Here is a 19,368-nt window from a genome sequence, read left to right as displayed (position 1 = left end):
TTATTTTAGGAGTTAGTTATGGTTGCAGTTCATCACCGGGTCGCCACAGTCAACGGTCTCAGCATTTTCTACCGGGAAGCTGGGCCGGTGGGCGCGCCCGTGCTGCTTCTCCTGCACGGATATCCGACCAGTTCCCACATGTTCCGGCACCTCATCCCCGCCCTGGCGGACGAATATCACGTGATCGCGCCCGACCACATCGGGTTTGGACGCTCTTCGGCGCCGTCGGTGGATGAGTTTGACTACACCTTCGACTCACTTGCGGACATAACGGCCGAGCTGTTGGCGGGCCTTGGCGTCACAAAGTACACCGTGTACACCCAGGACTACGGAGCGCCGATCGCATGGCGGCTCGCGTTGGCCAACCCGGGGTCGATTGAAGGGGTCATTTCCCAGAATGGCAACGCCTATGAGGAAGGCTTCGTGCCGGACTTCTGGGCTCCCATCTGGGCGTATGGCGCCGACCCGTCCCCCGCGAATGAGCTCGCTCTGCGGCCGGCGCTCGAACGGGAAGCCGTGGAATGGCAGTACAAGCACGGGGTTCCCGATGTGACCACGATTGATCCGGACGCATGGGAGCATGACCTCGCCCTTCTGGACCGGGCAGGGATGGACCGGGTGCAGCTGGCCCTGTTCGGTGATTACCACACGAACCGTACGCTGTACCCGGCGGTTCATCAGTGGCTGCGTGAATCGCAGGTGCCTGTCCTGGCGGTTTGGGGCAGGAACGACGAGATCTTCGGCCCGGACGGTGCCAGAGCGTTCCTGAAGGACTCCCCTCACGCCCAGGTGCGGCTGCTTGACGGAGGGCACTTCCTGCTGGAATCGAACCTCGACGAGGTCGCCCAACTCATCCGCGGCTGGCGCGCTGAATTCTAGCGGCGTCGGCAGCCTGACACCGACATACCGTGGCGGGCTCTGCGGTACCGGTCGGCTGCCTCATCGATCCGTCCATCTGCGCTGCGCGGGGTGATCATAGTGGAGGGACTTCCGGAGTCCAACACCGGCCACCGCTCCTGCAACGTGGGTTTGCTCACATCCCCTTGACTGTGTTGTTGGCACAGGGTCTTCAATGACGACGTCAACACATTCAGGGCCTTCACACGACGGCCCGGCCAGGCCGGCGGCGGGGGAACTCCCGGCCGGAAACGTAAAGGAGATAAGCATGACTAGTCGATCTGAAGGCCTCCAGGACTTCGTGAACCAGGTCCCGGAGGTCCTGCAGCCCCTGGGTGTGGGCCTTGTCGGGATGATCCCCTATGTCGAGGGCGAAGGCTCGGCGGCCCTGGGCATCATCGCGGGAGTCAACCCGATCGTTGCAGGGATCGCCGGCGCGGTGGGCAATTTCCTGAGCGTCCTGGTGGTGGTGCTGCTGAGCTCGGGCCTCCGCCAGAGCGTCATCGCGCGGCGGGCAGGCCGCAGCGGACTCGGCGGCACCGTCCAGACGCTCGAGGCCCCGGGATCGACCCCGGGATCGACCCCGCGGTCGGCCCGGCAGGCCAAGGGCCAAACCCGCCTGCGGGGATGGCTGACCAGGTTCGGTGTGCCGGGGGCAAGTCTGCTGGCGCCGCTGGCCCTTCCCACGCAACTGACCGCAGCGTTCTTCGTCGCCTCAGGGGTAAGCAAGCAGCGGGTGCTGCTGTGGCAGGCAATCGCCATCATCGTGTGGACCGCCGCCGTCGCCGCGGCCGCGACCGGAGTACTGGGCCTGCTGGGCTGGTAAGGCGTCCGACGGCCGGAGTCCGATATCTACGTTAGGGAGTGAGCCTGTGAAAGTCTTCATTATTGGTATCAGCGGTGCCGTGGGTGGGCTCCTTGCGGAACGTCTGCTTGAGAGGGGCAGCCAGGTATCCGGGCTGGTGCGCACCGAAGACCAGCAATGCCGATTGGAGGTACGCGGCGTCTCCACATATATCGGTGACCTGGCTGCCATGGACGCGGCGGCGTTGGCACCCCTCCTGGACGGCATGGATGTGCTGGTGTTCGCCGCGGGTTCGAATGGCGGCACGAAAGAGCAGACGGACGCAATCGACAGTGTCGCGGTCGACAACAGCCTGGCCGCGGCAGATCGTGCCGGCATCAAACGATTCGCCCTCGTTTCGGTGTTTCCAGAAGCCTGGCGCGAGCGGGACCTCAGCGACGACGAGGAATACTACTTCGCGGTCAAGAAGCTCGTCGATATCAGGGTCAGCCAAAGCGACCTTGACTGGCTGATCCTCCGGCCATCCCTCCTGCAGGACCGCCCGGGCCAGGGGACGGTCTTCCTTGGCCCCGCGGCCATGCATGAGGATATTTCGCGCGAGGATGTGGCAGAGGTTCTGACCGAACTCCTCCATCAGCCGGAGGTGACCCGGCAGATTCTGGAACTCACCAGCGGCCGGACGCCGATCGTCGATGCGGTCCGATCGATCATCCCGAACCGGTCAATGTGAGGGGAATCCCTCCCTTGAGCGCATGGTGAGAACATGGTGTTCAATCGATCGGAGGCCGGATGACGAACCCGCGGTGGCGCGCATCGACATCTAACTGCCGAAAATGATTCCGAAAGTAGGGACAGGGATGGGTTGGAGCACACGGGAAATCGCCGATCTAGCGGGGACGACCGTGAATACTGTGCGTCACTATCACCAGACCGGTCTTCTTGAGCAGCCGGACCGGATGTCCAATGGCTACAAGCAATACCAGGTCAGACACCTCGTTCGCCTCCTGAGGATTCGACGCCTGCGCGACCTCGGCGTCCCGCTCGACCAGATCGATCAGGTAGCCGTCGACGGCGACTCGTCCTCGGAGGCCCTGCGCGCGATCGACAGCGACCTGCGGGTGAGCATCGAACGACTGCAGCGCGCCAGGGCCGAGATCCAGGCAATCCTTCACGGATCGTCGGTGACGGACGTTCCCCCCGGATTCGAGGACGTTGGAGCCGGAATGTCGGAGGCGGACCGGTCCTTGGTGCTGATCTACTCCCAGCTCTACAGCGAAGAGGCGATGAGTGACCTGCGCCACATGGTTGAAGCGGACACCGATAAGGCAAGCGCGGACCTCGACGCGCTGGCACCGGACGCGGACGAGAGTGTGCGCCAGGACCTCGCCGAACGCTACGCACCCACGCTGGCCAAGTTACTCAACGACTACCCCTGGCTGAGCGACCCGAAAGGCCACGTGACCAAAAGCGCTGAAGTAACCCAGCACACCGTTGTCGAGGCAATCCAGGCACTCTACAATCCCGCCCAGCGGGATGTTATCGCCCGTGCCAGCATCATCGCCAACGGCCTTCTGCACGGCGCAGATCCCCCTGCAGAGGGCGAAGGACCCACGCCCTAAGACCGAAACGCTTATCTACGAACGACGGGAACCAGGATGCACAACGACATAACGAAACCTATGCCGCACACCGGTGAGGCGGGTCCTGCGACAAGTTCTACGGCCGAGGGATGGCCTTCGCTGCGTGTGGCCGATTGGCAGGACACGCAGTCTACTTTGCACATGTGGCTGCAGGTTGTCGGCAAGATCCGGATGGCGCATGCCCCGCTCGTCAACCACTGGTGGCAGGTGCCGCTGTACGTGACGCCACGAGGCCTCGGCACGTCGTCGATACCGTATGGAAACGGCATGTTCGACATCGAGTTCGACGTCGTCGCGCACCGCCTGCTGGTCCGCAGCAGCTCCGGTGCGGACCGCAGCGTGCCCCTCGAGCCGCAGTCCGTCGCCCGGTTCCACGAACGGACCATGACGGCGCTGTCGGAGCTCGGGATCGAGGCGCCGATCCGGCCCGTCCCCACCGAGGTGGATCCCGCCGTCCCGTTCGCCGAGGACCACGCCAACACCTCCTACGACGCGGAGGCCGTCACCGCCTACTGGCGCCAGCTGATCCAGGCCGAGCGCGTCATCACCCGTTTCAGAACCGAGTTCCTCGGGAAGGTCAGCCCGGTGCACTACTTCTGGGGCGCCATGGACCTGGCCTGCACGCGCTTCTCGGGCAGGCCCGCGCCCACGCACCCGGGCGGCGCCCCGAACTGCCCCGACTGGGTCATGGAGGAGGGATACTCCCACGAACTCTCGAGCTGCGGCTTCTGGGCCGGCGGCGGCGAGGAAGGAGCTTTCTACTCCTACGCCTATCCCGAGCCAGAGGGGTACCGGGACGCACCCATCGCCGTCGAAGGGGCGTTCTACAGCGACGAATTCCGCCAGTTCCTGCTGCCCTACGAGGCCGTGCGGACGGCGGCGGACCCCGACGCCACCCTGCTCGAGTTCCTGCGCGCCACCTACCGTGCCGCGGCGACCACCGGGGCCTGGGAGGAGGAACTCCTCGTCAATCCGCACCGGCTCGACAGGCACACCCAATAGGAACAGTAGTCCGACATCCCCCAGCACAACGCTGATTTGGTTTCCAAGAGGGGGGTGGCTCCTAGTGGATACCCTCCTTAGCTTCCGCTCGCTTTCGAGTGCAGGGTCCGAACTCAAGGACCGTGGCATCCGGGTAAACGTGGTGTCGCCGGCGTGGATTGAGACTCTGGGGGGGTACCGCAGCTTTCGGTGATGAGGATTCCGCTCGGACCATGAAGGAGCACGTCGCCGCGACGTTTCCCACGGGCCGCATGGGTCAGCCGGAGGAGGCCGCCGCCGTCGTATCATTCGTGGCCTCGGACCAGAGCAGCTACGTCGTCGGCTCGAACATCCACGTCGCCGGAGGCACGACCCAAATCTGAGAAGGTACCGCACGGAGAGCGGCACCCAACCTGAACCTGCTCATCCCAAGGGTCCCTTCTCTCAGCTTCGAGTTTCGTATTGCTTCGTCCAGCGCTCGACACGCGGGATGACTCTTGCAGAGTCATCCCGCGTTTGCGCGTGTGCCCTACGTTCAGGAGGCGCGAGACTTTCTGACGCCTTGGCGGGAGCGCAGGCTGAGCGACGACTAGGAGCACTACTGCGCCGTAAAGAAAGCAGCTGACGTTGGGTGCTCGGGTGCGGCCGTGGGCACGATACCGTTGGGGACATGGCCGACATTGAAGGTCTCGACGAATTGCTCACCGCACTGGATGCCGGGGAGACAATCCCCGGAGGTTCACCACACCATGAGGCTATGCGCGCCGCGAGCCAGGAGTCGCTGCGTATCACCGCCGAGCTCAACGGGCGGTATCACTCCCCCGGCGAGGTGCGGGCCCTGATGAGCGAGCTGACCGGGCGCGAGGTCCCCGAGTCGTTCCAGCTCTTCCCGCCGTTCAGCGCGGACTTCGGCAGGAATATCCGCTTCGGCGCGGATGTGTTCGTCAACAGCGGCTGCCGGTTTCAGGACCAGGGCGGCATCGACATCGGTGATGGGTCACTCATCGGCCACAACGCCGTCATTACGACCTTGGACCACGACATGGTGCCGAGCCGACGGGCCGACATGCACCCGGCCCGCGTTGTGATCGGCAAAGGCGTGTGGTTCGGGGCCAACGTGACGGTGTTGCCAGGGGTGATGATCGGCGATGGGGCCGTAGTGGGCGCGGGCGCGGTCGTCACGAAGGACGTTCCCGCGGGGGCAGTGGTTGTTGGTGTGCCGGCAAAGCAGGTGGGCACGGTTCCGGAAGGCTGATTCCCTGACCAGGATGTAAACAAACAACCCGTTGCGGAACAGGCGCGTTACGCTGACGAACATACTGGCCGACCGTCACGAGATCCGGATTTTAGACGGGTCCTCGCCGAGGCTGTGGTCCACCGGATCCTTGAGGACTGACCTTCCCTAGCGCCCCAGCGAGCGGCCAATCTGCCGGATGGCGGCATCATAGGCCGCATCCCAGGTCCAGCCATTCGCCGGCGCACCGGCCAGCTCCAGTGACACCAGCCCGTGGACTTGGCCCCACACAACGCCGACCATCGAGGCGATCTCACCATCCGTTGCTCCGGGCAGCGCCGCGGCGACCGCGCCGAACAGCGGCGCGATCGATGGCTCAGCGGCACCCGGCGTCGGCTGGCACGGCACCTGGCCGGCCAGTGAGCCGCCGAACATCAGGCCGTAGAGGATCGGATGCTCCAGCGCCCAGGTTCGGTAGGCCCGGCCCAATGATTCGAGGCCGGCAGCGGCTGCCTCTTGTTGGGAGGCGGCAAATGAAGCGAAGCCGTCGTCGAGCACGGCAGTCAACAGTTCCGCCTTACCCCCGAAGAGTGAATATACCGCCGTCGTCGACGTCCCAGCGGTGGCGGCGATAGTGCGCAACGATACGGAGGCGGCGCCGCCGCGGGCGATTAGGAAGGCTGCGGTGTCGAGCAGCCTGCGACGCAGGGTCTCATCGTGAACTATGGGTCTTGCCATAGGACCAGTATTGCATAACACTGTTCTGTAACAGTGTTACTAAAAGGAGAAGCGCATGTCGAAACAAGTGCACGCGGGACGTTTCACTGCCGATCCCGGGGATGGCCCGGTGACTGTATTCCTGATCGGGATGCGCGCCAACCGGTGGTGGAAGTATGGCAAGGTGGCACGGGTGGGGGCGGCCATGCCCAAGATGCTTGCCCACCTAGCCAAGACGCCGGAGGCCGGATTGCTGAGCTACCAGCAATGGTTTGGGCGGACGACCATCATGGTCAGCTACTGGAAGAGCCCGGAGCATCTGCAGCGGTTCGCGGCCGACCGGTCGGCGCCGCACCTTGAGCCCTGGCGTCGGTTCATGCGCGAATCCGCCGGCACCGGCGACGTCGGCGTATGGCACGAAACTTACGAGACGATGCCGGGTGGCAGGGAAAGCGTGTATAGCGACATGCCGGTCTTCGGGCTCGCAGCGGCCACCGGCCACGTACCGGTGGGAGCGGGGCTGAACACCGCACGCCAGCGTTTGGCGGCGGACGAGGTCAGTCGGCATCTGCCCGGATGAGCCGTCTTGGCTAAGACGCGCGGACTCGCCCAGCACAGGAAACATCCGACGCCGGCGCTGTGCACGACCGGGCCAAGCGTCAGCGTCATCGGCGGATCGCCCTCCTAGCGTTGTACAGTGCGCTTCATCGTCTGTGCCATCACCGCTCGAGGCCCGGCACAGCACGCCCCTGGGTCAGGGAATGGAGGCAGGGGTGCTGACAGGCTCTCACGCCTATGAAGACTTTCTAATGGGCGCTGATACGGATCTCCTTCTGACGGTGGTATGGCCAGGGCGGCCCTTTCGGGTGCAACCTGGCCTGTCGACAAGCGACCTCCTTCGACCGATAGTTGGTCACCTCCGCTCGATCCTGATCAGCGCCTCACCGTTCACACTGCCGGATCCGGTTGCGCCTGGCTGGTTGGCTAATCCCGGGAAGGTCCTCCCTGGGTCGGATGTGGACGCGGCGGTGTCACCCTTAGAGTGATTCTCATGAATCTCCTTCTCCGGATCGCGCGCTGGGCGCGCGCGCATCCGGGCACGGTCGACACCGGCCTCGCTTTGATCCTCCTTGTCGTTTTGGCCGCCCCGTTCGCAGTGGCCGGGCATCTCCTGGTCGTGCCTCTGACGGTGGCCCTGGTGGTTCCGCTGGCCTGGCGCCGCTCCCGGATGCTTCTTTCCGCGGGCATGATCGCCGGGGTTTCGGCGCTGCAGCTGATTGCGGGGATTCCGCCGGTACCGGCGCAGGTTGTCATCCTGATCACTGTCTACACTTTGGCCGCCTACGCCCCCCGGTGGGCGGGCCTGGCCGGGCTGGGGTCCGCCCTGGTGGGGTCCGCCCTGGGGTTCTGGTTGTCATACGGGCCGCTCTTTGGGCCCTATTACGCAGGGCCGGTGCCGACGGTCCCGCCCGTGTTCCTCATCGGATCCGTCGTCTTGCTGGCCTGGACGATGGGGGTTCTCGCCCGGTCTCGGCGCCTGACATACCAGGCGTTGGAGGATAGGGCCCGGCGCCTTGAGGTCGAGCGCCAGCAGGAGCGCGACCTGGCGGCCGCGGATGAACGCAGCCATATCGCCCGCGAGATGCACGACATCGTCGCCCATTCCCTGTCGGTGATCATCACCCAGGCCGACGGTGCGCGCTATGCCAGTGTGCAGGCACCGGACGTCGCGGCGAAGACGCTGGGCACTATCGCCGACACGGGGCGTGGCTCCCTCCGCGAGATGAGGCGCCTGCTCGGGGTCCTCCGCGGTGACGAGAACGCCTCAACGCGCCCGCTTCCCACGCTCGACGACATCGATGCCCTCGTTCACTCGGTCGGTCGGGCAGGAGTCAGTGTCTCCTACCGCCGCATCGGAGCGCCCCGCCGGCCGCTTCCCCTCGGTGCGGAACTGACCGCCTACCGGGTGGTCCAGGAAGCCCTCACCAATGTGCTCAAGCATGCGGGGGCCAACACGACCACCGGGGTCACCCTCGAGTACGGTCCGCGGGGGCTCACCATCACCGTCGACGACGACGGCCGGGGAGCGGCATCCGACCCGTCCACCGCAGGAGCCGGACTGGGCATCACCGGCATGACCGAACGCGTGCGCCTTTACGACGGCACCGTGTCAGCGGCACCACGCTCCGGCGGGGGCTACCGGGTGGAGGCTTTTATCCCGTACACCCAGGCCTGAGCTGTCTCCGATGCCCGGACAACATCCAGGACAACCGATCCAAGGAAAGCAGAACCACAGTGGACACCACCGCAGGGACAATCCCGCTAGAGGTCGGCCCGGCGGCCGAACCCATCCGGGTCGCCATCGTCGATGACCAGCATCTGGTGCGCAGCGGATTCGCCATGCTCATTAACTCCCAGCCTGACCTCGAGGTGGTCGGCGAGGCTGCCAACGGGCAGGAGGCGCTTCGGACACGTGCCGTGACCGGTGCCGATGTCATCATGATGGACGTACGCATGCCCGGCATGGACGGTATTGAAGCCACCCGGCGCATCCTGGCGGACTCCGGCACCGCTGCCGGCGCGGCCAGCGGTGCTGTCCTGCCCCGCATTGTGGTGCTGACCACGTTCGACCTCGATGAATACGCGCTCTCGGCGATCCAGGCCGGTGCCAGCGGTTTCCTGCTCAAGGACGCTCCGCCGGAGGAGCTGCTCGAGGCGATCCGGACGGTGCACCGGGGCGACGCGGTCATTGCACCCTCGACCACGCGCCGCCTGCTCGATCACGTGGCACCGCTGCTGCGCAGGCCCTCACCGGCCCAGGATGTGCACGCCGCCGCGGTGGCCCGGCTGACCCCCCGGGAGCATGAGGTCTTCGAGCTGATCGCCCAGGGGCTTTCCAATCCGGAGATCGCCCTGAAGCTCTTCCTTTCGGAGGCTACGGTGAAGACGCACGTGGGCCGGATCCTTGCGAAACTCGAAGCACGCGACCGCGTGCAGGCCGTGGTCATCGCCTACGAAACCGGCATCGTCCGCCCCTGACCGGGGCCGGTTCCCGGCAGGTCACGGTCGGCGCCGGCCCTGTCATCCCCTGGTATGACCGTCGGCGCCGGAAACTGCGACCTGGCGCTGATTCGCCCCGGAATCATTGCCCCTAGCGTGGAAGCATGACCATTTCCACGAATACACCAGATGCCCGCTCGGGTGCTGCCTCGCCTACTCCTGCTAGTGCCGTCGTAGCCCGGGGCGTGTCCAAAAGCTACGGGCACGGCGGGACGGCCGTCCATGCCCTCCGTGATGTCTCCCTCGACTTCGGCAGGGAACGCTTCACCGCCATCATGGGCCCATCGGGATCGGGCAAGTCGACCCTCATGCACTGCCTAGCCGGTCTTGACAGCATCGACGCCGGGCAGCTGTGGATCGGAGGGACCGAGATCACCGGACTCGCCGATGCGGAACTCACCCGGCTGCGCCGGGAGCGGGTCGGTTTCGTGTTCCAGGCCTTCAACCTGGTACCGACTCTGACTGCCGAGCAGAACATCACCCTGCCGGTGGCCCTGGCCGGAGGGGTAGTGGACCGGGTTTGGCTGCAGCAGATCGCCTCTTCTCTGGGGTTGACCGACCGTCTCTCCCACCGTCCGCACGAGCTCTCCGGAGGTCAGCAGCAGCGAGTTGCCGTGGCACGGGCCCTGCTGACCCGCCCCGACGTCATCTTCGGAGATGAACCGACGGGAAACCTCGATACTGCCACGGGCGCCGAGGTGCTGTCCCTGCTGCGCCGCAGCTCCCGGGAAATGGGCCGAAGCATCATCATGGTCACCCACGACCCGGTCGCGGCATCCTACGCAGACCGGGTCGTCCTCATGAAGGACGGCGCACTGGTCGGCGAACTCGAGAAGTCAACGCCGGATGCCATCCTCGGTGCCCTCGCGAAGCTGGGGGCCTGACATGCTGCAGGTAGCCCTCGCCCAACTGCGCGTTCATGCACGCCGTTTCATCGCCGTCGGACTCGCCGTCATGCTCGGCGTCGCTTTCCTGTCCACGACACTCATGGTCAGCGCAACCACCAAAGCGAGCCTCGCCCAAAGCATCGGAGCGTCCTACGCAAGGGCCGACCTCGTCATTACCGGGACCGACGCCGATATCCCTACGGACGCCGTCGATGACCTGACCGCCGTACCGGGGGTCGAGTCAGTCCATCCGCTCGAGCGCGTCTTCGCCAAGCTCACCACGGGTTCGCAGACCTCCCTCGCCGTCCTCACCTACGCCGCGCCAAAACAGCTGGAGACTGCGGTGATCGACCGTGGGTCCTATCCCTCGGGGGAGCAGGAAATCGCCCTCGACGCGGCGTCAGCGGCGCGGCTCAATGTCGCGCCGGGTGACACGGTCGCCGTCGATTCCGGGGCACCCTCCACCTCACCGTTGAACGCCTTGACCGTCACGGGCCTCATCGAGCCCAGTGACGATCCCGCAGTGGCCGACGCCGTCCAGGTCCTCGCGTCACCGGCGGTGATGCGGGAACTCACCGGCGACACCGCGGGTTTCCAGAGGGTCCAGCTCGCGCTCTCCCCCGGTGCCGATGCCGCCGCCGTCACCGGCGACGTGACCGCCGCGCTCGGCGCTTCCCCGGACGGAGCGGGACCGGTCGTGAGGACGGCTGCCGACCAGACGGTGAGCGACGTCGCGGATTTGTCCGACGGCACGGACCGGCTCACCGGCATCCTGCTGGCCTTCGCCGGTGTTGCCGTGATCGTCGCCGGGCTCGTCATCTCGAACACGTTCTCCGTCCTGGTTTCCCAGCGCACACGGGAGCTGGCCCTGTTGCGCACCATCGGGGCGGACCAGCGGCAGGTGCGAACCTCGGTGCTCGTTGAAGCGGCCATCGTCGGACTGGTATCCGCCGTGCTCGGCGTCCTCCTGGCGGTCGGGGTCATGGCGATCCTCGTTGGCCTGGCACAGGGAACCGGCGCCGGTTCCTTCGCCGTGCTCGCGGTACCCGCGTCAGCGGTCCTGATCGGGATGGCCGTGGGCGTCGTGATGACGCTCATCGCAGCGGTCGCCCCTGCGCGGGCGGCCACGCGGGTCGCCCCGCTTGCCGCGCTCCGTCCCACCGATCCAACGCCGGTGAAGAGCAGGAGCGGCAGGACACGGCTGGCCGGCGGGGCCGCGCTGATCGCCGCCGGGGGTGCCCTGCTCCTCTTCGGCTCCCTGCAGGCCAGCATCATCCCCGCGGTTGCCGGTGGCGCGTTCTCATTCCTCGGCATCGTCCTCCTCGCACCCTTCTTCATCCCCCGGAGCGTCGCCGTGGTAGGGCGTATCGCCCGGCCCCTTGGCGTGGCAGGCACGCTCGCGTCGGTCAACGTGCTGCGGAATCCCGCACGGACGACCGCCTCTTCGGTGGCCCTGATGGTCGGGGTGACCCTCGTAACCATGATGATGGTCGGCGCCCAAACCGCCCGGACGGCGTTCGAGCGCGAACTGGACGGGAACTACGCCGTCGACCTCGCGGTGGCAGGGCCGTCCGGTGCGGCCGCACCGGACGGCCCGGCCGTGGCACCGGAACGCCTTGACGCCCCGTCACTCCTGCGGGTGGACGGCGTGCAGAGCGTTGTCGAGCTCACCCCTGTGATGCTGACCGGCTCCGACGACGGCGGGCAAGTGGTGTACGCAGCCGACGCCGAGGTGGTCTCTGCCGTCCTCCGCTCCACCGGCGTGGCCCTGACCGATGGCATGGTCCTCGCCCCGCAGACCTGGAAGCAGACCGAGGTGACCCTTGACGGAGGCGGCGGGCCGTCAACCCTGCCCGTCACACCGACCGACGCCGCCCTCTTCCTGCCGCTCATCACCACAGAGACAGCCGAGCAGCTCGGCGGGACACCACCGGACGCACTCCTGAACTATGCCGGTGCCACGGGAGACCCGGCATTCGAGCAAAGCCTCACCGGACAGGATCTCGCTGCCTACGTGGGGAAGACCTTCTGGCTCAAGCTCGACGACAGTCTGGACACCGCGTCGATCGTCGAGGTTCAGTCGCGGATCGTCGACGCCACCGGAGTGACTGAGTACCAGGTCACGGGAGCGGCGGTCGAACGGGCCGCCTATAACCAGATCATCGACTTCATGCTCCTGATCGTGACCGCTCTGCTCGCCGTGGCCGTGCTCATCGCACTGATCGGTGTCGCCAACACGCTGTCCCTGTCGGTGCTCGAGCGGCGCCGGGAGAACTCACTGCTGCGGGCCCTTGGCCTCACCCGGAGCCAGCTGCGGGGAACGCTCGCCATCGAGGCGGCACTCATCGCGGGCGTCGCCGCCCTGCTCGGATCGGTTCTCGGGATCGTCTATGGCTGGCTGGGCGCCCGGTCGGCGCTCGGCGCTATTGCCACTGTCAGTCCCTCCATCCCGGTCGGGCAGCTCCTGGCTGTCCTCGCGGCCGCCGTGGCCGCCGGCCTGCTGGCCTCGGTCCTCCCGGCCCGGCGGGCGGCCCGCCTCTCCCCCGTGGAAGGTCTCGCGGTGGAATAACCCCTGCCCCTGCAAGGGGTCCTGGCCGGGCGCTGCTGACACCAACCGGCGTGGCAGCAGCGCCCGGAGGGGGAAGCTGACGCCCACACGGTCATCCCTGTGCCAGAGCGCCGTCACCGCCAGTTCTGCACCTTCCACTCGCCTTACTTGTTCCAGGTCGAACAGCGTGTCGGTGCGCGTCGACTCGCAGCACGCCCACATGTTGGGGACGACAGTGGAGGCCGGCTCGCCTGTTACTCGACGGTGACGGTTCCTGTGCGTATGCCCCAGAGGACAATCTGGAGGCGGTCGCGGGACCCGGTTTTCTCGAGCAGATGGGTGAGATGGTATTTGACGGTGGATTGTTCAACGAAGAGTTGTTTAGCGATTTCGGCGTTTGAGAGGCCCTGCGCAAGGAGTTGCAGGACGTCGATTTCACGGTCGGTGAGCGGCGAAGGAAGCGGCTTGTGAACCCCGGCTGGTGGTGTCGGTGGGCGGCGCTGCACGAACTCCTGCAGGATTCGCCGTGTCAGCCGCTGGTCGAGGGTGCCGTCACCCTGGGCGACCGAGCGGATGGCGCTGAGCAGCGTGTCCTCGTCGGCGCCTTTGAGAAGAAAGCCCGCGGCCCCTGCTTCGAGAGCGGAGAAAATGTCATCGTCAATGTCGAAGGTGGTGAGGATCAGGATCTCGCTGTTCAGGGTGGCGTCGGCGGAGATGATGCGTGTCGCGGCGACGCCGTCCATGACGGGCATGCGGATGTCCATACACACGACGTCGGGGCGAAGCTCCGTGGTCAGCCGGATAGCTTCCCGACCGTTTTCGGCTTCCCCGACGACGGTGATGTCGGCGGCTGAGTCGAGCAGGATCGACAGTCCGGCCCGAACGATGACCTGGTCGTCGGCGATCAGGACACGGATCATTGTGGTTCTCCTTGGACGAGGTTCGGGATTCGTAACCGGTTGCTCCAGCCGCCGGTTTCCGTACGCCCGGTGGTGAGTTCGGCTCCGATAAGCTTCGCCCGCTCGTGCATGCCGACGAGCCCGTATCCATGGTTTGCCCGGTCGTGAACCGGTGTCGGCTGAGCGTAGATGATATCCCGGTAGTGGACGGTCGACGTGTTTTCCGCGGTCAGGACAGTGGCCTCGGGCAGGTACTCGATCGTCACCATGCACTTAGTCCCTGGAGCGTGGCGTGCGGCGTTGGCCAGCGATTCCTGCACCACCCGGTAGATGGTCGCCTGGGCGACCGGCCCGAGATGGGATGCTTTCCCTGTCGATTCGAAAGTGACGCTTTGACCGCGGCGCACGGCGGCATCGATCAGCTCCGGCAGATCATCCAGTCCCGGGGTGCCGATGGACGCCCGGATATCAGGGGTGGCACCTTCGGTTTCCGGGTCCGGGCGGAGTAGACCGACAGTCCTGCGCAGATCGATCATCATCGCCCGGGCCTCTCCTTCGAGTTCACGGAGCATGGCCCGTGTGCGCAGCGGATCCTTCTCGATCAGTGTTCCTGCCGCCTGCGCCGTCACGATAATGCCGGAGAGGTGGTGTCCTGAGATGTCGTGCAGCTCCCTGGCGAGGGCGGTCTGCTCGGCCCGCCGGCGCTGAGCCTCATCCCGTACCTGTTCACGGCGGATCATCTCGTCCCGCTCACGCGCAGCAGTGGCAAGGTAAGCGCGGTTGCGGACGAGTTCAGCGGCCAGGGCCGGTGCCGCAAACTCGAAGAACAGACGCCCGGCGATCAGGGCGAAGACGAGCAGCGGGGGTTGGGTTCCGCCCAGTGCCACCCCAAGGACGACGGCGCTGCTCGTGAGCGCAAGTGCCATCAGGACGTACCACGCCCGGGGCCGTGGTGCCCACCGGATGAGGTAGAAGGCGGAAACCACGACCGCCAGGGTCCCGAGCCCCAGGTCCGCCCCGCCGGTGACGAGGAGAACCGTCTGCAGCATCACGACGATCGCGAACACTGGCGCTGGGGCACGGTAGCGAAAGAGAAGTGCAGCGGCCTGCCCGGCTACGAGAGCCGCCTGCAGCGCCGTCAGAAGCAGTGGCTGAGGCGGCACCGAGGGATCGATGCTTGTGATGATGAGGTTGGCGATCGCGACCGCGAGGACGACGGCGGGGAGGGCAACCACGCGTTGGAGTGAGCGTGGATGGCCGGACCCCGACGTTGTGCCGGACGCGCTGTCTCGGGCCCCTCGCCGGGTTCGCATGGACTTCACGGGATAAGTCAACCACGAACGCACCGGCATACCCGGACGCCCCGTCAAGGCCGGGGAAGGTCCCACCAATCGGACGGCTGCAGACTGTCCTTTTGGCTAGTGAAGGACTGTCCGTTTGGCTAGTGCAGGACTTGTCCTTTTGGCTAGTGAAGGACTGGTCCTGGGGCTGGGGTGCGGAGGGTGCGCAGCTGGCATCTTGGAAGTATGAACAAGCAAGAGAGTGAACCCCTCCTCGTAGAGCACCTTTCGAAGTCCTTCCGCGGTGTCCGCCGGGTCGAGGATGTTAGCTTCACCGTCGGCGCAGCCGCTACCGGAGCCCTCACCGTCCTGACCGCGCTTCTTCTGACTGGCGCCGCCCTCACCCTCAAACGCCGCAGCCTCTAACGGCCGCATCTACCTTATGGATCGAGGGAGGGTCCGCGCATTCGGTACACATCAGGAACTGCTGGCGACCGATTCGCAGTACTGGAACCTCCTCGACGCCCTCAGCATCCCTGCAAACCAACCCGACAACTCAGATTCGTTCATCACGAACCTGCACCGGCCAAGGGAAGAGTCATTCGGCATTGAAAAAGGAAAAGCATGTCTAAGCAGCAAAATCAGGTGATGGAGGACGACAAGGATGTGACGCCAGCTGCGTCCACGAAATCGCTGCCAATACGACGGATCCGCAGCGGAGCGTTACTCTCCGCACTGACAGCTGCAGCGGCAATTTTGGGCAGAGCACTCATCCTCGCAACCGCGGTCATCGGGGTCTGTTACTTGCTATCGAAGGTGTGGGTGGTGGTTCTCCCACTCATTCTCGCGTTGCTGCTGACCTCGGTCCTCTGGCCGGTCACGCGGTTCTTACGTCGCGCTATGCCAGCGGCCGCAGCGGCGGCCATCACCATTGTCGCGTTGGCGGGTGCTGCGGCCGGGATCGGTTGGGCTACCGCGGCGTTGTCCGCGAACGGGGTGCGACAGCTGTCAACGCAGATGGCCGCGAACCTTCAGAACCTTGAGGCTTTCGCTGAGTCTTTGTCCTTCTCGAAAGCGGACCTCAACGAAGTCCTGAAGCCAGCGGTTACCTGGCTGCAGGAGAACGCGGGTCAGGTCCTGACGCAGGTTTCGATCGGCTTGGAAACAGTCGGTTCCCTCACCGTGACCTTCTTGCTGTCGTTGATTCTCACCTTCTTCTGCTTGAAGGACGGAGACCGGTTTTCGGGGTGGCTTCTGCGGTGGACAACAGGTACGGCTCTCCTTCATACCGCGGAAGTGACATCGAGGAGTTGGCGGACATTATCGGCCTACATATCCTCACAGGCAGCAGTAGCACTTGTTGACGCCGTCTTCATCGGGATCGGTCTCTGGCTCCTCGGCGTTCCGCTCGCTCTACCCCTTGCGGTGTTAATCTTCTTCGGCGGATTCCTTCCGATTATTGGGGCAGTAGCCACCGGGCTCCTCGCTTCGATCGTGGCACTCCTTACGGAAGGATGGATCACAGCCTTGATCGTGCTGGGCCTGGTCCTGCTTGTGCAGCAGCTTGAGAGCAACGTACTTCAACCACTGCTGGTCGGACGATCTTTGAAGCTTCATCCTGCAGTGGTTCTCACGGGTGTAGCAGCCGGCGCATCCCTGTTCGGAATCGAAGGGGCCTTCCTCGCCACACCCACTATCGCCGTAGTGATGATTACATTCCAGTACGCCAGGGAGCAGATGCTCGAACCCGTAAGCAGGTTTCCACTGCTCACGACTGAAGAGACCCCCGGGCCGGCTAGCGGAAGTCTTTCATCGGTATCAACATGAGATGCCGCGAAGTATCCCATCGTGGTGACGGCACTGTTGTCCTATATTCCTGGGCGAAGTCAACGAAGTAGGGCATCGGGGGCACCACAGCGGGTGCGTGGCTCGGACGGCGGCGGACTGTCCTTTTGGCTAGTGAAGGACTGTCCCTGGGGCTAGTGAAGGACTGGTCCTGGGGCTGGGGTGCTGGGGGCGCGCAGCTGGCATCTTGGAAGTATGAACACGCAAGAGATTGAACCCCTCCTCGTAGAGCACCTCTCGAAGTCCTTCCGCGGTGTCCGCCGGGTCGAGGATGTTAGCTTCAGCGTCGGCGCCGGCCGCATCACGGGCCTGCTTGGGCCCAACGGCGCAGGGAAGACCACCACGATCCGTATGCTGCTGGGTTTGATCGCCCCCGATGCCGGGAAGGCGCTGGTGTTCGGGAAACCTTTCCGCGACCTGTCCGATCCCACCCGGGTCGTCGGGGCGGTCCTGGATGCGGGTGGTCTGCACCCCGGGCGCACCGCACGCCAGCACCTGCGGATCGCCGCCGCCCAGGGCTACCACGCGGCGGCCCGCGTGGAGGAGGTGCTCACGATTGTGGGCCTGAGCGCCGACGCCGACCGCCGGATCCGGGATTACTCCCTGGGCATGCGCCAGCGTGTTGCCATCGCCGCGGCGATCCTGGGCGACCCGAAGATCCTGGTGCTCGACGAGCCGGCCAACGGCCTGGATCCTGCCGGCATTTACTGGCTCAAGCACTACCTGCGCTCCTTCGCCGACCATGGCGGCAGTGTCCTGCTGTCCTCCCACATCCTCGGCGATGTCGCGGCGATCGCCGATGACATTGTGGCCATCGCCGATGGGCAGGTCCGCTCAGCGACCACCCTCACCGAAGCCCTCGCCGCCTCCGAGGGCGACCTCGAGGACTTCTACCTCTCCATGATCAGCTCTTCGGAGATCAGCTCTTTCGAACGGACCACCCTTGCTGCGCACTGAAATCCTCAAACTCACCACCATCCCCACACCGCGGATCGCGGTCCTCATCGCGGCCCTTGGCCTGTTGGCCACCCAGCTCATGGCCACCGTCCTGAATCCTTACCTCGCCCAGAGCGGAGCCTCGGGCCCGGAAGTCGCCGGCGAACTGCCGGTCATCGATATGACGCTGGCCTCCGAGCAGCTGGCAGCCCTGAACCTCCTCGGAGGCAGTGGTTCCCTCGGGGTCGTCCACATCGCGGTCATCCTCCTGGGCGTCCTGGCCGGGATCAGCGATTTCCGCTTCGGCGGCATGGTCGGCACGGCACTGGCCCAACCGCGCCGTGAGCGCATCGTCCTGGCCAAGACCGGGGCCACCGCACTGATCGGCGCCGCAACAGGACTGATCCTCGCCGCCGTGTCCGTCATCACTTTGCTCCTGGCGCTGGTCCTTGACGGCACCGCCCTGACCGCGGCCCTGCCCGACATTCTGGGCTCCCTGGGCCGCGGCGTCCTGGCCATCACGTTCCTGAGCCTGATCGGACTGGCCGTCGGTCTGCTGCTGCGGAACCAGCTCACCGCGGTCCTGGTCACCCTCGCCGTCCTGGTCCTGGAACCGATCCTGCTGGGAATCATCCAGCTCACCACCGGCACCCTTCCGATCTGGGCCCAGCTGATGCCCGTGACCTTGTCCCATGCCCTGATCAGCGCACCCAGCGCATTCACCGGCGCGGGCTCTCTCGGAGCCCTCACCGTCCTGACCGGGCTCCTGCTCACCGGCGCCGCCCTCACCCTCAAACGCCGCAGCCTCTAATCCACCAACCCCCCACCCACCCTCCAAGCAACCCCACCACCAACGAGCCCTCCAACCTGAATGGTTTTCCCATGACCCACCACACCCGTGTCCACGGACAGAAACCCGGCCGCACCATCGTGCTCTGGGCGGTACTTACCGCAGCACTGGCCGCAAGCATTCTGGCCACCAACCTGGTTCCCATCCCGGGGCTCTCGGGCCCCACCGCAGCCATCGCCGTTGTCTGCGCGGTATTCCTTGTCCGGGCGCACCGGCGCCGCAGGCGCGCAGCATCAGGAACAACCCTTTACACCGCATCGGAGCACTGACATGAAACACACCCCCAAATCCGCGGTCATCACCACCGCACTGGCCGCGTCGCTCGCGTTCACCGCCTGCACCTCCTCGGCCGCACCCAAGGACGCCCCCGAGGAAGCACCGAAGGTGCTGACCAGCATCGCTGAACGACTCGTCGAGGAAGGCTACCCGGGCGCGATCATCACCCGCACCTCCCCGGACGGCACCGCCCAAACCGCCACCGCCGGCACCGCGGACCTTGCCGCCGACGCACCGGTCCCCGCAGACGGTGAAGTGCGCATTGGAAGCGCCAGCAAAACATTCACCGCGGTGGTGGCCCTGCAGCTGGTGGAAGAAGGACTCCTGGAGCTGGACCGAAGCGTCGACACCTACCTCCCCGGCCTCATCAGGGGAGAGGGGATCGACCCGAAGGCCATCACCGTGCGGCAGCTGCTCCAACACACCAGCGGCCTGCCCGAGTACACCACCGAACTCATCGTCAACGAAGCGTCCGCCGAAGGCGACATCTACCGCTCACCCCGGGACGTGCTC

21 protein-coding genes are annotated in these 19,368 nt (G+C 65.6%); 18 read left to right on the top strand and 3 right to left on the bottom strand.

Annotation, left to right across the window (positions count from 1 at the left end):
• The first annotated feature begins 18 nt into the window (after positions 1 to 18).
• From AC4D14_RS00105 to AC4D14_RS00075, 7 genes are all read left to right on the top strand, one after another.
• Positions 19 to 879, top strand: a complete 861-nt coding sequence (locus AC4D14_RS00105) for an alpha/beta fold hydrolase (RefSeq protein ID WP_490899539.1) — start codon at positions 19 to 21, stop codon at positions 877 to 879.
• Between the two features lie 286 nt (positions 880 to 1,165).
• Entirely contained in the window at positions 1,166 to 1,723 is a 558-nt protein-coding gene (locus tag AC4D14_RS00100) for a small multidrug efflux protein (protein ID WP_490899538.1), read from the top strand.
• 46 nt (positions 1,724 to 1,769) lie between these two features.
• A complete protein-coding gene (locus AC4D14_RS00095; RefSeq protein WP_490899537.1) occupies positions 1,770 to 2,432 on the top strand; it encodes an NAD(P)H-binding protein in 663 nt (220 codons plus the stop codon).
• Between the two features lie 103 nt (positions 2,433 to 2,535).
• Positions 2,536 to 3,321: a MerR family transcriptional regulator gene (locus tag AC4D14_RS00090; protein WP_490899536.1), complete on the top strand. Its 786-nt coding sequence runs from the start codon at positions 2,536 to 2,538 to the stop codon at positions 3,319 to 3,321.
• A 60-nt stretch (positions 3,322 to 3,381) separates the two neighbouring features.
• Positions 3,382 to 4,344: a DUF5996 family protein gene (locus AC4D14_RS00085; RefSeq protein WP_490900455.1), complete on the top strand. Its 963-nt coding sequence runs from the start codon at positions 3,382 to 3,384 to the stop codon at positions 4,342 to 4,344.
• Between the two features lie 212 nt (positions 4,345 to 4,556).
• Positions 4,557 to 4,706, top strand: coding sequence for an SDR family oxidoreductase (locus tag AC4D14_RS00080; protein ID WP_490899535.1), 150 nt, complete (start codon positions 4,557 to 4,559; stop codon positions 4,704 to 4,706).
• A 287-nt stretch (positions 4,707 to 4,993) separates the two neighbouring features.
• Positions 4,994 to 5,578 carry a DapH/DapD/GlmU-related protein gene (locus AC4D14_RS00075; protein ID WP_490899534.1) on the top strand — a complete coding sequence of 195 codons (585 nt, stop codon included), beginning with the start codon at positions 4,994 to 4,996 and terminating at the stop codon, positions 5,576 to 5,578.
• A gap of 147 nt (positions 5,579 to 5,725) precedes the next feature.
• Here AC4D14_RS00075 and AC4D14_RS00070 read toward each other — a convergent pair whose 3' ends face one another.
• Positions 5,726 to 6,295 (bottom strand): TetR/AcrR family transcriptional regulator, encoded by a 570-nt coding sequence (locus AC4D14_RS00070; RefSeq protein ID WP_490899533.1) that lies wholly within the window; start codon positions 6,293 to 6,295, stop codon positions 5,726 to 5,728.
• A 55-nt stretch (positions 6,296 to 6,350) separates the two neighbouring features.
• Between AC4D14_RS00070 and AC4D14_RS00065 the strand changes: the two genes are divergently transcribed.
• The 5 genes from AC4D14_RS00065 to AC4D14_RS00045 all read left to right on the top strand — a co-directional run bounded on the left by AC4D14_RS00065 (position 6,351) and on the right by AC4D14_RS00045 (position 12,790).
• The gene (locus tag AC4D14_RS00065; RefSeq protein ID WP_490899532.1) at positions 6,351 to 6,854 is read left to right on the top strand and encodes a DUF4188 domain-containing protein; all 504 of its coding nucleotides are present in this window, start codon (positions 6,351 to 6,353) and stop codon (positions 6,852 to 6,854) included.
• 471 nt (positions 6,855 to 7,325) lie between these two features.
• Positions 7,326 to 8,510 carry a sensor histidine kinase gene (locus AC4D14_RS00060; RefSeq protein WP_490899531.1) on the top strand — a complete coding sequence of 395 codons (1,185 nt, stop codon included), beginning with the start codon at positions 7,326 to 7,328 and terminating at the stop codon, positions 8,508 to 8,510.
• Between the two features lie 59 nt (positions 8,511 to 8,569).
• Positions 8,570 to 9,313, top strand: coding sequence for a response regulator (locus tag AC4D14_RS00055; RefSeq protein WP_490899530.1), 744 nt, complete (start codon positions 8,570 to 8,572; stop codon positions 9,311 to 9,313).
• Between the two features lie 125 nt (positions 9,314 to 9,438).
• On the top strand, positions 9,439 to 10,218 hold the full coding sequence (locus tag AC4D14_RS00050) for an ABC transporter ATP-binding protein (RefSeq protein ID WP_490899529.1): 780 nt from the start codon (positions 9,439 to 9,441) through the stop codon (positions 10,216 to 10,218).
• A gap of 1 nt (position 10,219) precedes the next feature.
• Positions 10,220 to 12,790 carry an ABC transporter permease gene (locus AC4D14_RS00045; protein ID WP_490899528.1) on the top strand — a complete coding sequence of 857 codons (2,571 nt, stop codon included), beginning with the start codon at positions 10,220 to 10,222 and terminating at the stop codon, positions 12,788 to 12,790.
• A 233-nt stretch (positions 12,791 to 13,023) separates the two neighbouring features.
• Here the strand turns inward: AC4D14_RS00045 and AC4D14_RS00040 are convergent, their stop codons facing one another.
• Both AC4D14_RS00040 and AC4D14_RS00035 read right to left on the bottom strand, forming a co-directional pair.
• Positions 13,024 to 13,689 (bottom strand): response regulator, encoded by a 666-nt coding sequence (locus AC4D14_RS00040; protein WP_490899527.1) that lies wholly within the window; start codon positions 13,687 to 13,689, stop codon positions 13,024 to 13,026.
• The gene (locus tag AC4D14_RS00035) at positions 13,686 to 14,903 is read right to left on the bottom strand and encodes a sensor histidine kinase (protein ID WP_490899526.1); all 1,218 of its coding nucleotides are present in this window, start codon (positions 14,901 to 14,903) and stop codon (positions 13,686 to 13,688) included. Before AC4D14_RS00035 ends, AC4D14_RS00040 begins: the two co-directional genes overlap by 4 nt.
• A 291-nt stretch (positions 14,904 to 15,194) precedes the next feature.
• On the opposite strand from AC4D14_RS00035, the gene AC4D14_RS00030 reads away from it, so the two are divergent.
• The 6 genes from AC4D14_RS00030 to AC4D14_RS00005 form a co-directional block, all read left to right on the top strand.
• Entirely contained in the window at positions 15,195 to 15,374 is a 180-nt protein-coding gene (locus AC4D14_RS00030; protein WP_490899525.1) for a hypothetical protein, read from the top strand.
• Positions 15,375 to 15,596: 222 nt separating this feature from the next.
• Complete coding sequence (locus tag AC4D14_RS00025; RefSeq protein ID WP_490899524.1) at positions 15,597 to 16,775, top strand: AI-2E family transporter; 1,179 nt, start codon at positions 15,597 to 15,599, stop codon at positions 16,773 to 16,775.
• A gap of 213 nt (positions 16,776 to 16,988) precedes the next feature.
• On the top strand, positions 16,989 to 17,750 hold the full coding sequence (locus AC4D14_RS00020) for an ABC transporter ATP-binding protein (RefSeq protein WP_490899523.1): 762 nt from the start codon (positions 16,989 to 16,991) through the stop codon (positions 17,748 to 17,750).
• On the top strand, positions 17,737 to 18,540 hold the full coding sequence (locus AC4D14_RS00015; protein ID WP_490899522.1) for a hypothetical protein: 804 nt from the start codon (positions 17,737 to 17,739) through the stop codon (positions 18,538 to 18,540). Before AC4D14_RS00020 ends, AC4D14_RS00015 begins: the two co-directional genes overlap by 14 nt.
• Positions 18,541 to 18,611: 71 nt before the next feature.
• Entirely contained in the window at positions 18,612 to 18,848 is a 237-nt protein-coding gene (locus tag AC4D14_RS00010) for a hypothetical protein (RefSeq protein WP_490899521.1), read from the top strand.
• A gap of 1 nt (position 18,849) precedes the next feature.
• On the top strand, positions 18,850 to 19,368 hold a 519-nt coding region (locus tag AC4D14_RS00005), incomplete at its 3' end, for a serine hydrolase domain-containing protein (protein WP_490899519.1).

Source organism: Arthrobacter sp. TJ-254 (genome assembly GCF_058269175.1).
The sequence above is the reverse complement of the archived record's forward strand: the minus strand, read 5'-3'. Positions and strand labels throughout refer to the sequence as shown.

Bases quoted from the DNA above. Each gene is read 5' to 3' on its own strand.
- AC4D14_RS00105 (WP_490899539.1), top strand. From the start codon at position 19: ATGGTTGCAGTTCATCACCGGGTCGCCACAGTCAACGGTCTCAGCATT.
- AC4D14_RS00100 (WP_490899538.1), top strand. From the start codon at position 1,166: ATGACTAGTCGATCTGAAGGCCTCCAGGACTTCGTGAACCAGGTCCCG.
- AC4D14_RS00090 (WP_490899536.1), top strand. From the start codon at position 2,536: ATGATTCCGAAAGTAGGGACAGGGATGGGTTGGAGCACACGGGAAATC.
- AC4D14_RS00085 (WP_490900455.1), top strand. From the start codon at position 3,382: ATGCCGCACACCGGTGAGGCGGGTCCTGCGACAAGTTCTACGGCCGAG.
- AC4D14_RS00080 (WP_490899535.1), top strand. From the start codon at position 4,557: ATGAAGGAGCACGTCGCCGCGACGTTTCCCACGGGCCGCATGGGTCAG.
- AC4D14_RS00075 (WP_490899534.1), top strand. From the start codon at position 4,994: ATGGCCGACATTGAAGGTCTCGACGAATTGCTCACCGCACTGGATGCC.
- AC4D14_RS00070 (WP_490899533.1), bottom strand. From the start codon at position 6,295: ATGGCAAGACCCATAGTTCACGATGAGACCCTGCGTCGCAGGCTGCTC.
- AC4D14_RS00065 (WP_490899532.1), top strand. From the start codon at position 6,351: ATGTCGAAACAAGTGCACGCGGGACGTTTCACTGCCGATCCCGGGGAT.
- AC4D14_RS00060 (WP_490899531.1), top strand. From the start codon at position 7,326: ATGAATCTCCTTCTCCGGATCGCGCGCTGGGCGCGCGCGCATCCGGGC.
- AC4D14_RS00050 (WP_490899529.1), top strand. From the start codon at position 9,439: ATGACCATTTCCACGAATACACCAGATGCCCGCTCGGGTGCTGCCTCG.
- AC4D14_RS00045 (WP_490899528.1), top strand. From the start codon at position 10,220: ATGCTGCAGGTAGCCCTCGCCCAACTGCGCGTTCATGCACGCCGTTTC.
- AC4D14_RS00040 (WP_490899527.1), bottom strand. From the start codon at position 13,689: ATGATCCGTGTCCTGATCGCCGACGACCAGGTCATCGTTCGGGCCGGA.
- AC4D14_RS00030 (WP_490899525.1), top strand. From the start codon at position 15,195: ATGAACAAGCAAGAGAGTGAACCCCTCCTCGTAGAGCACCTTTCGAAG.
- AC4D14_RS00025 (WP_490899524.1), top strand. From the start codon at position 15,597: ATGGAGGACGACAAGGATGTGACGCCAGCTGCGTCCACGAAATCGCTG.
- AC4D14_RS00020 (WP_490899523.1), top strand. From the start codon at position 16,989: ATGAACACGCAAGAGATTGAACCCCTCCTCGTAGAGCACCTCTCGAAG.
- AC4D14_RS00010 (WP_490899521.1), top strand. From the start codon at position 18,612: ATGACCCACCACACCCGTGTCCACGGACAGAAACCCGGCCGCACCATC.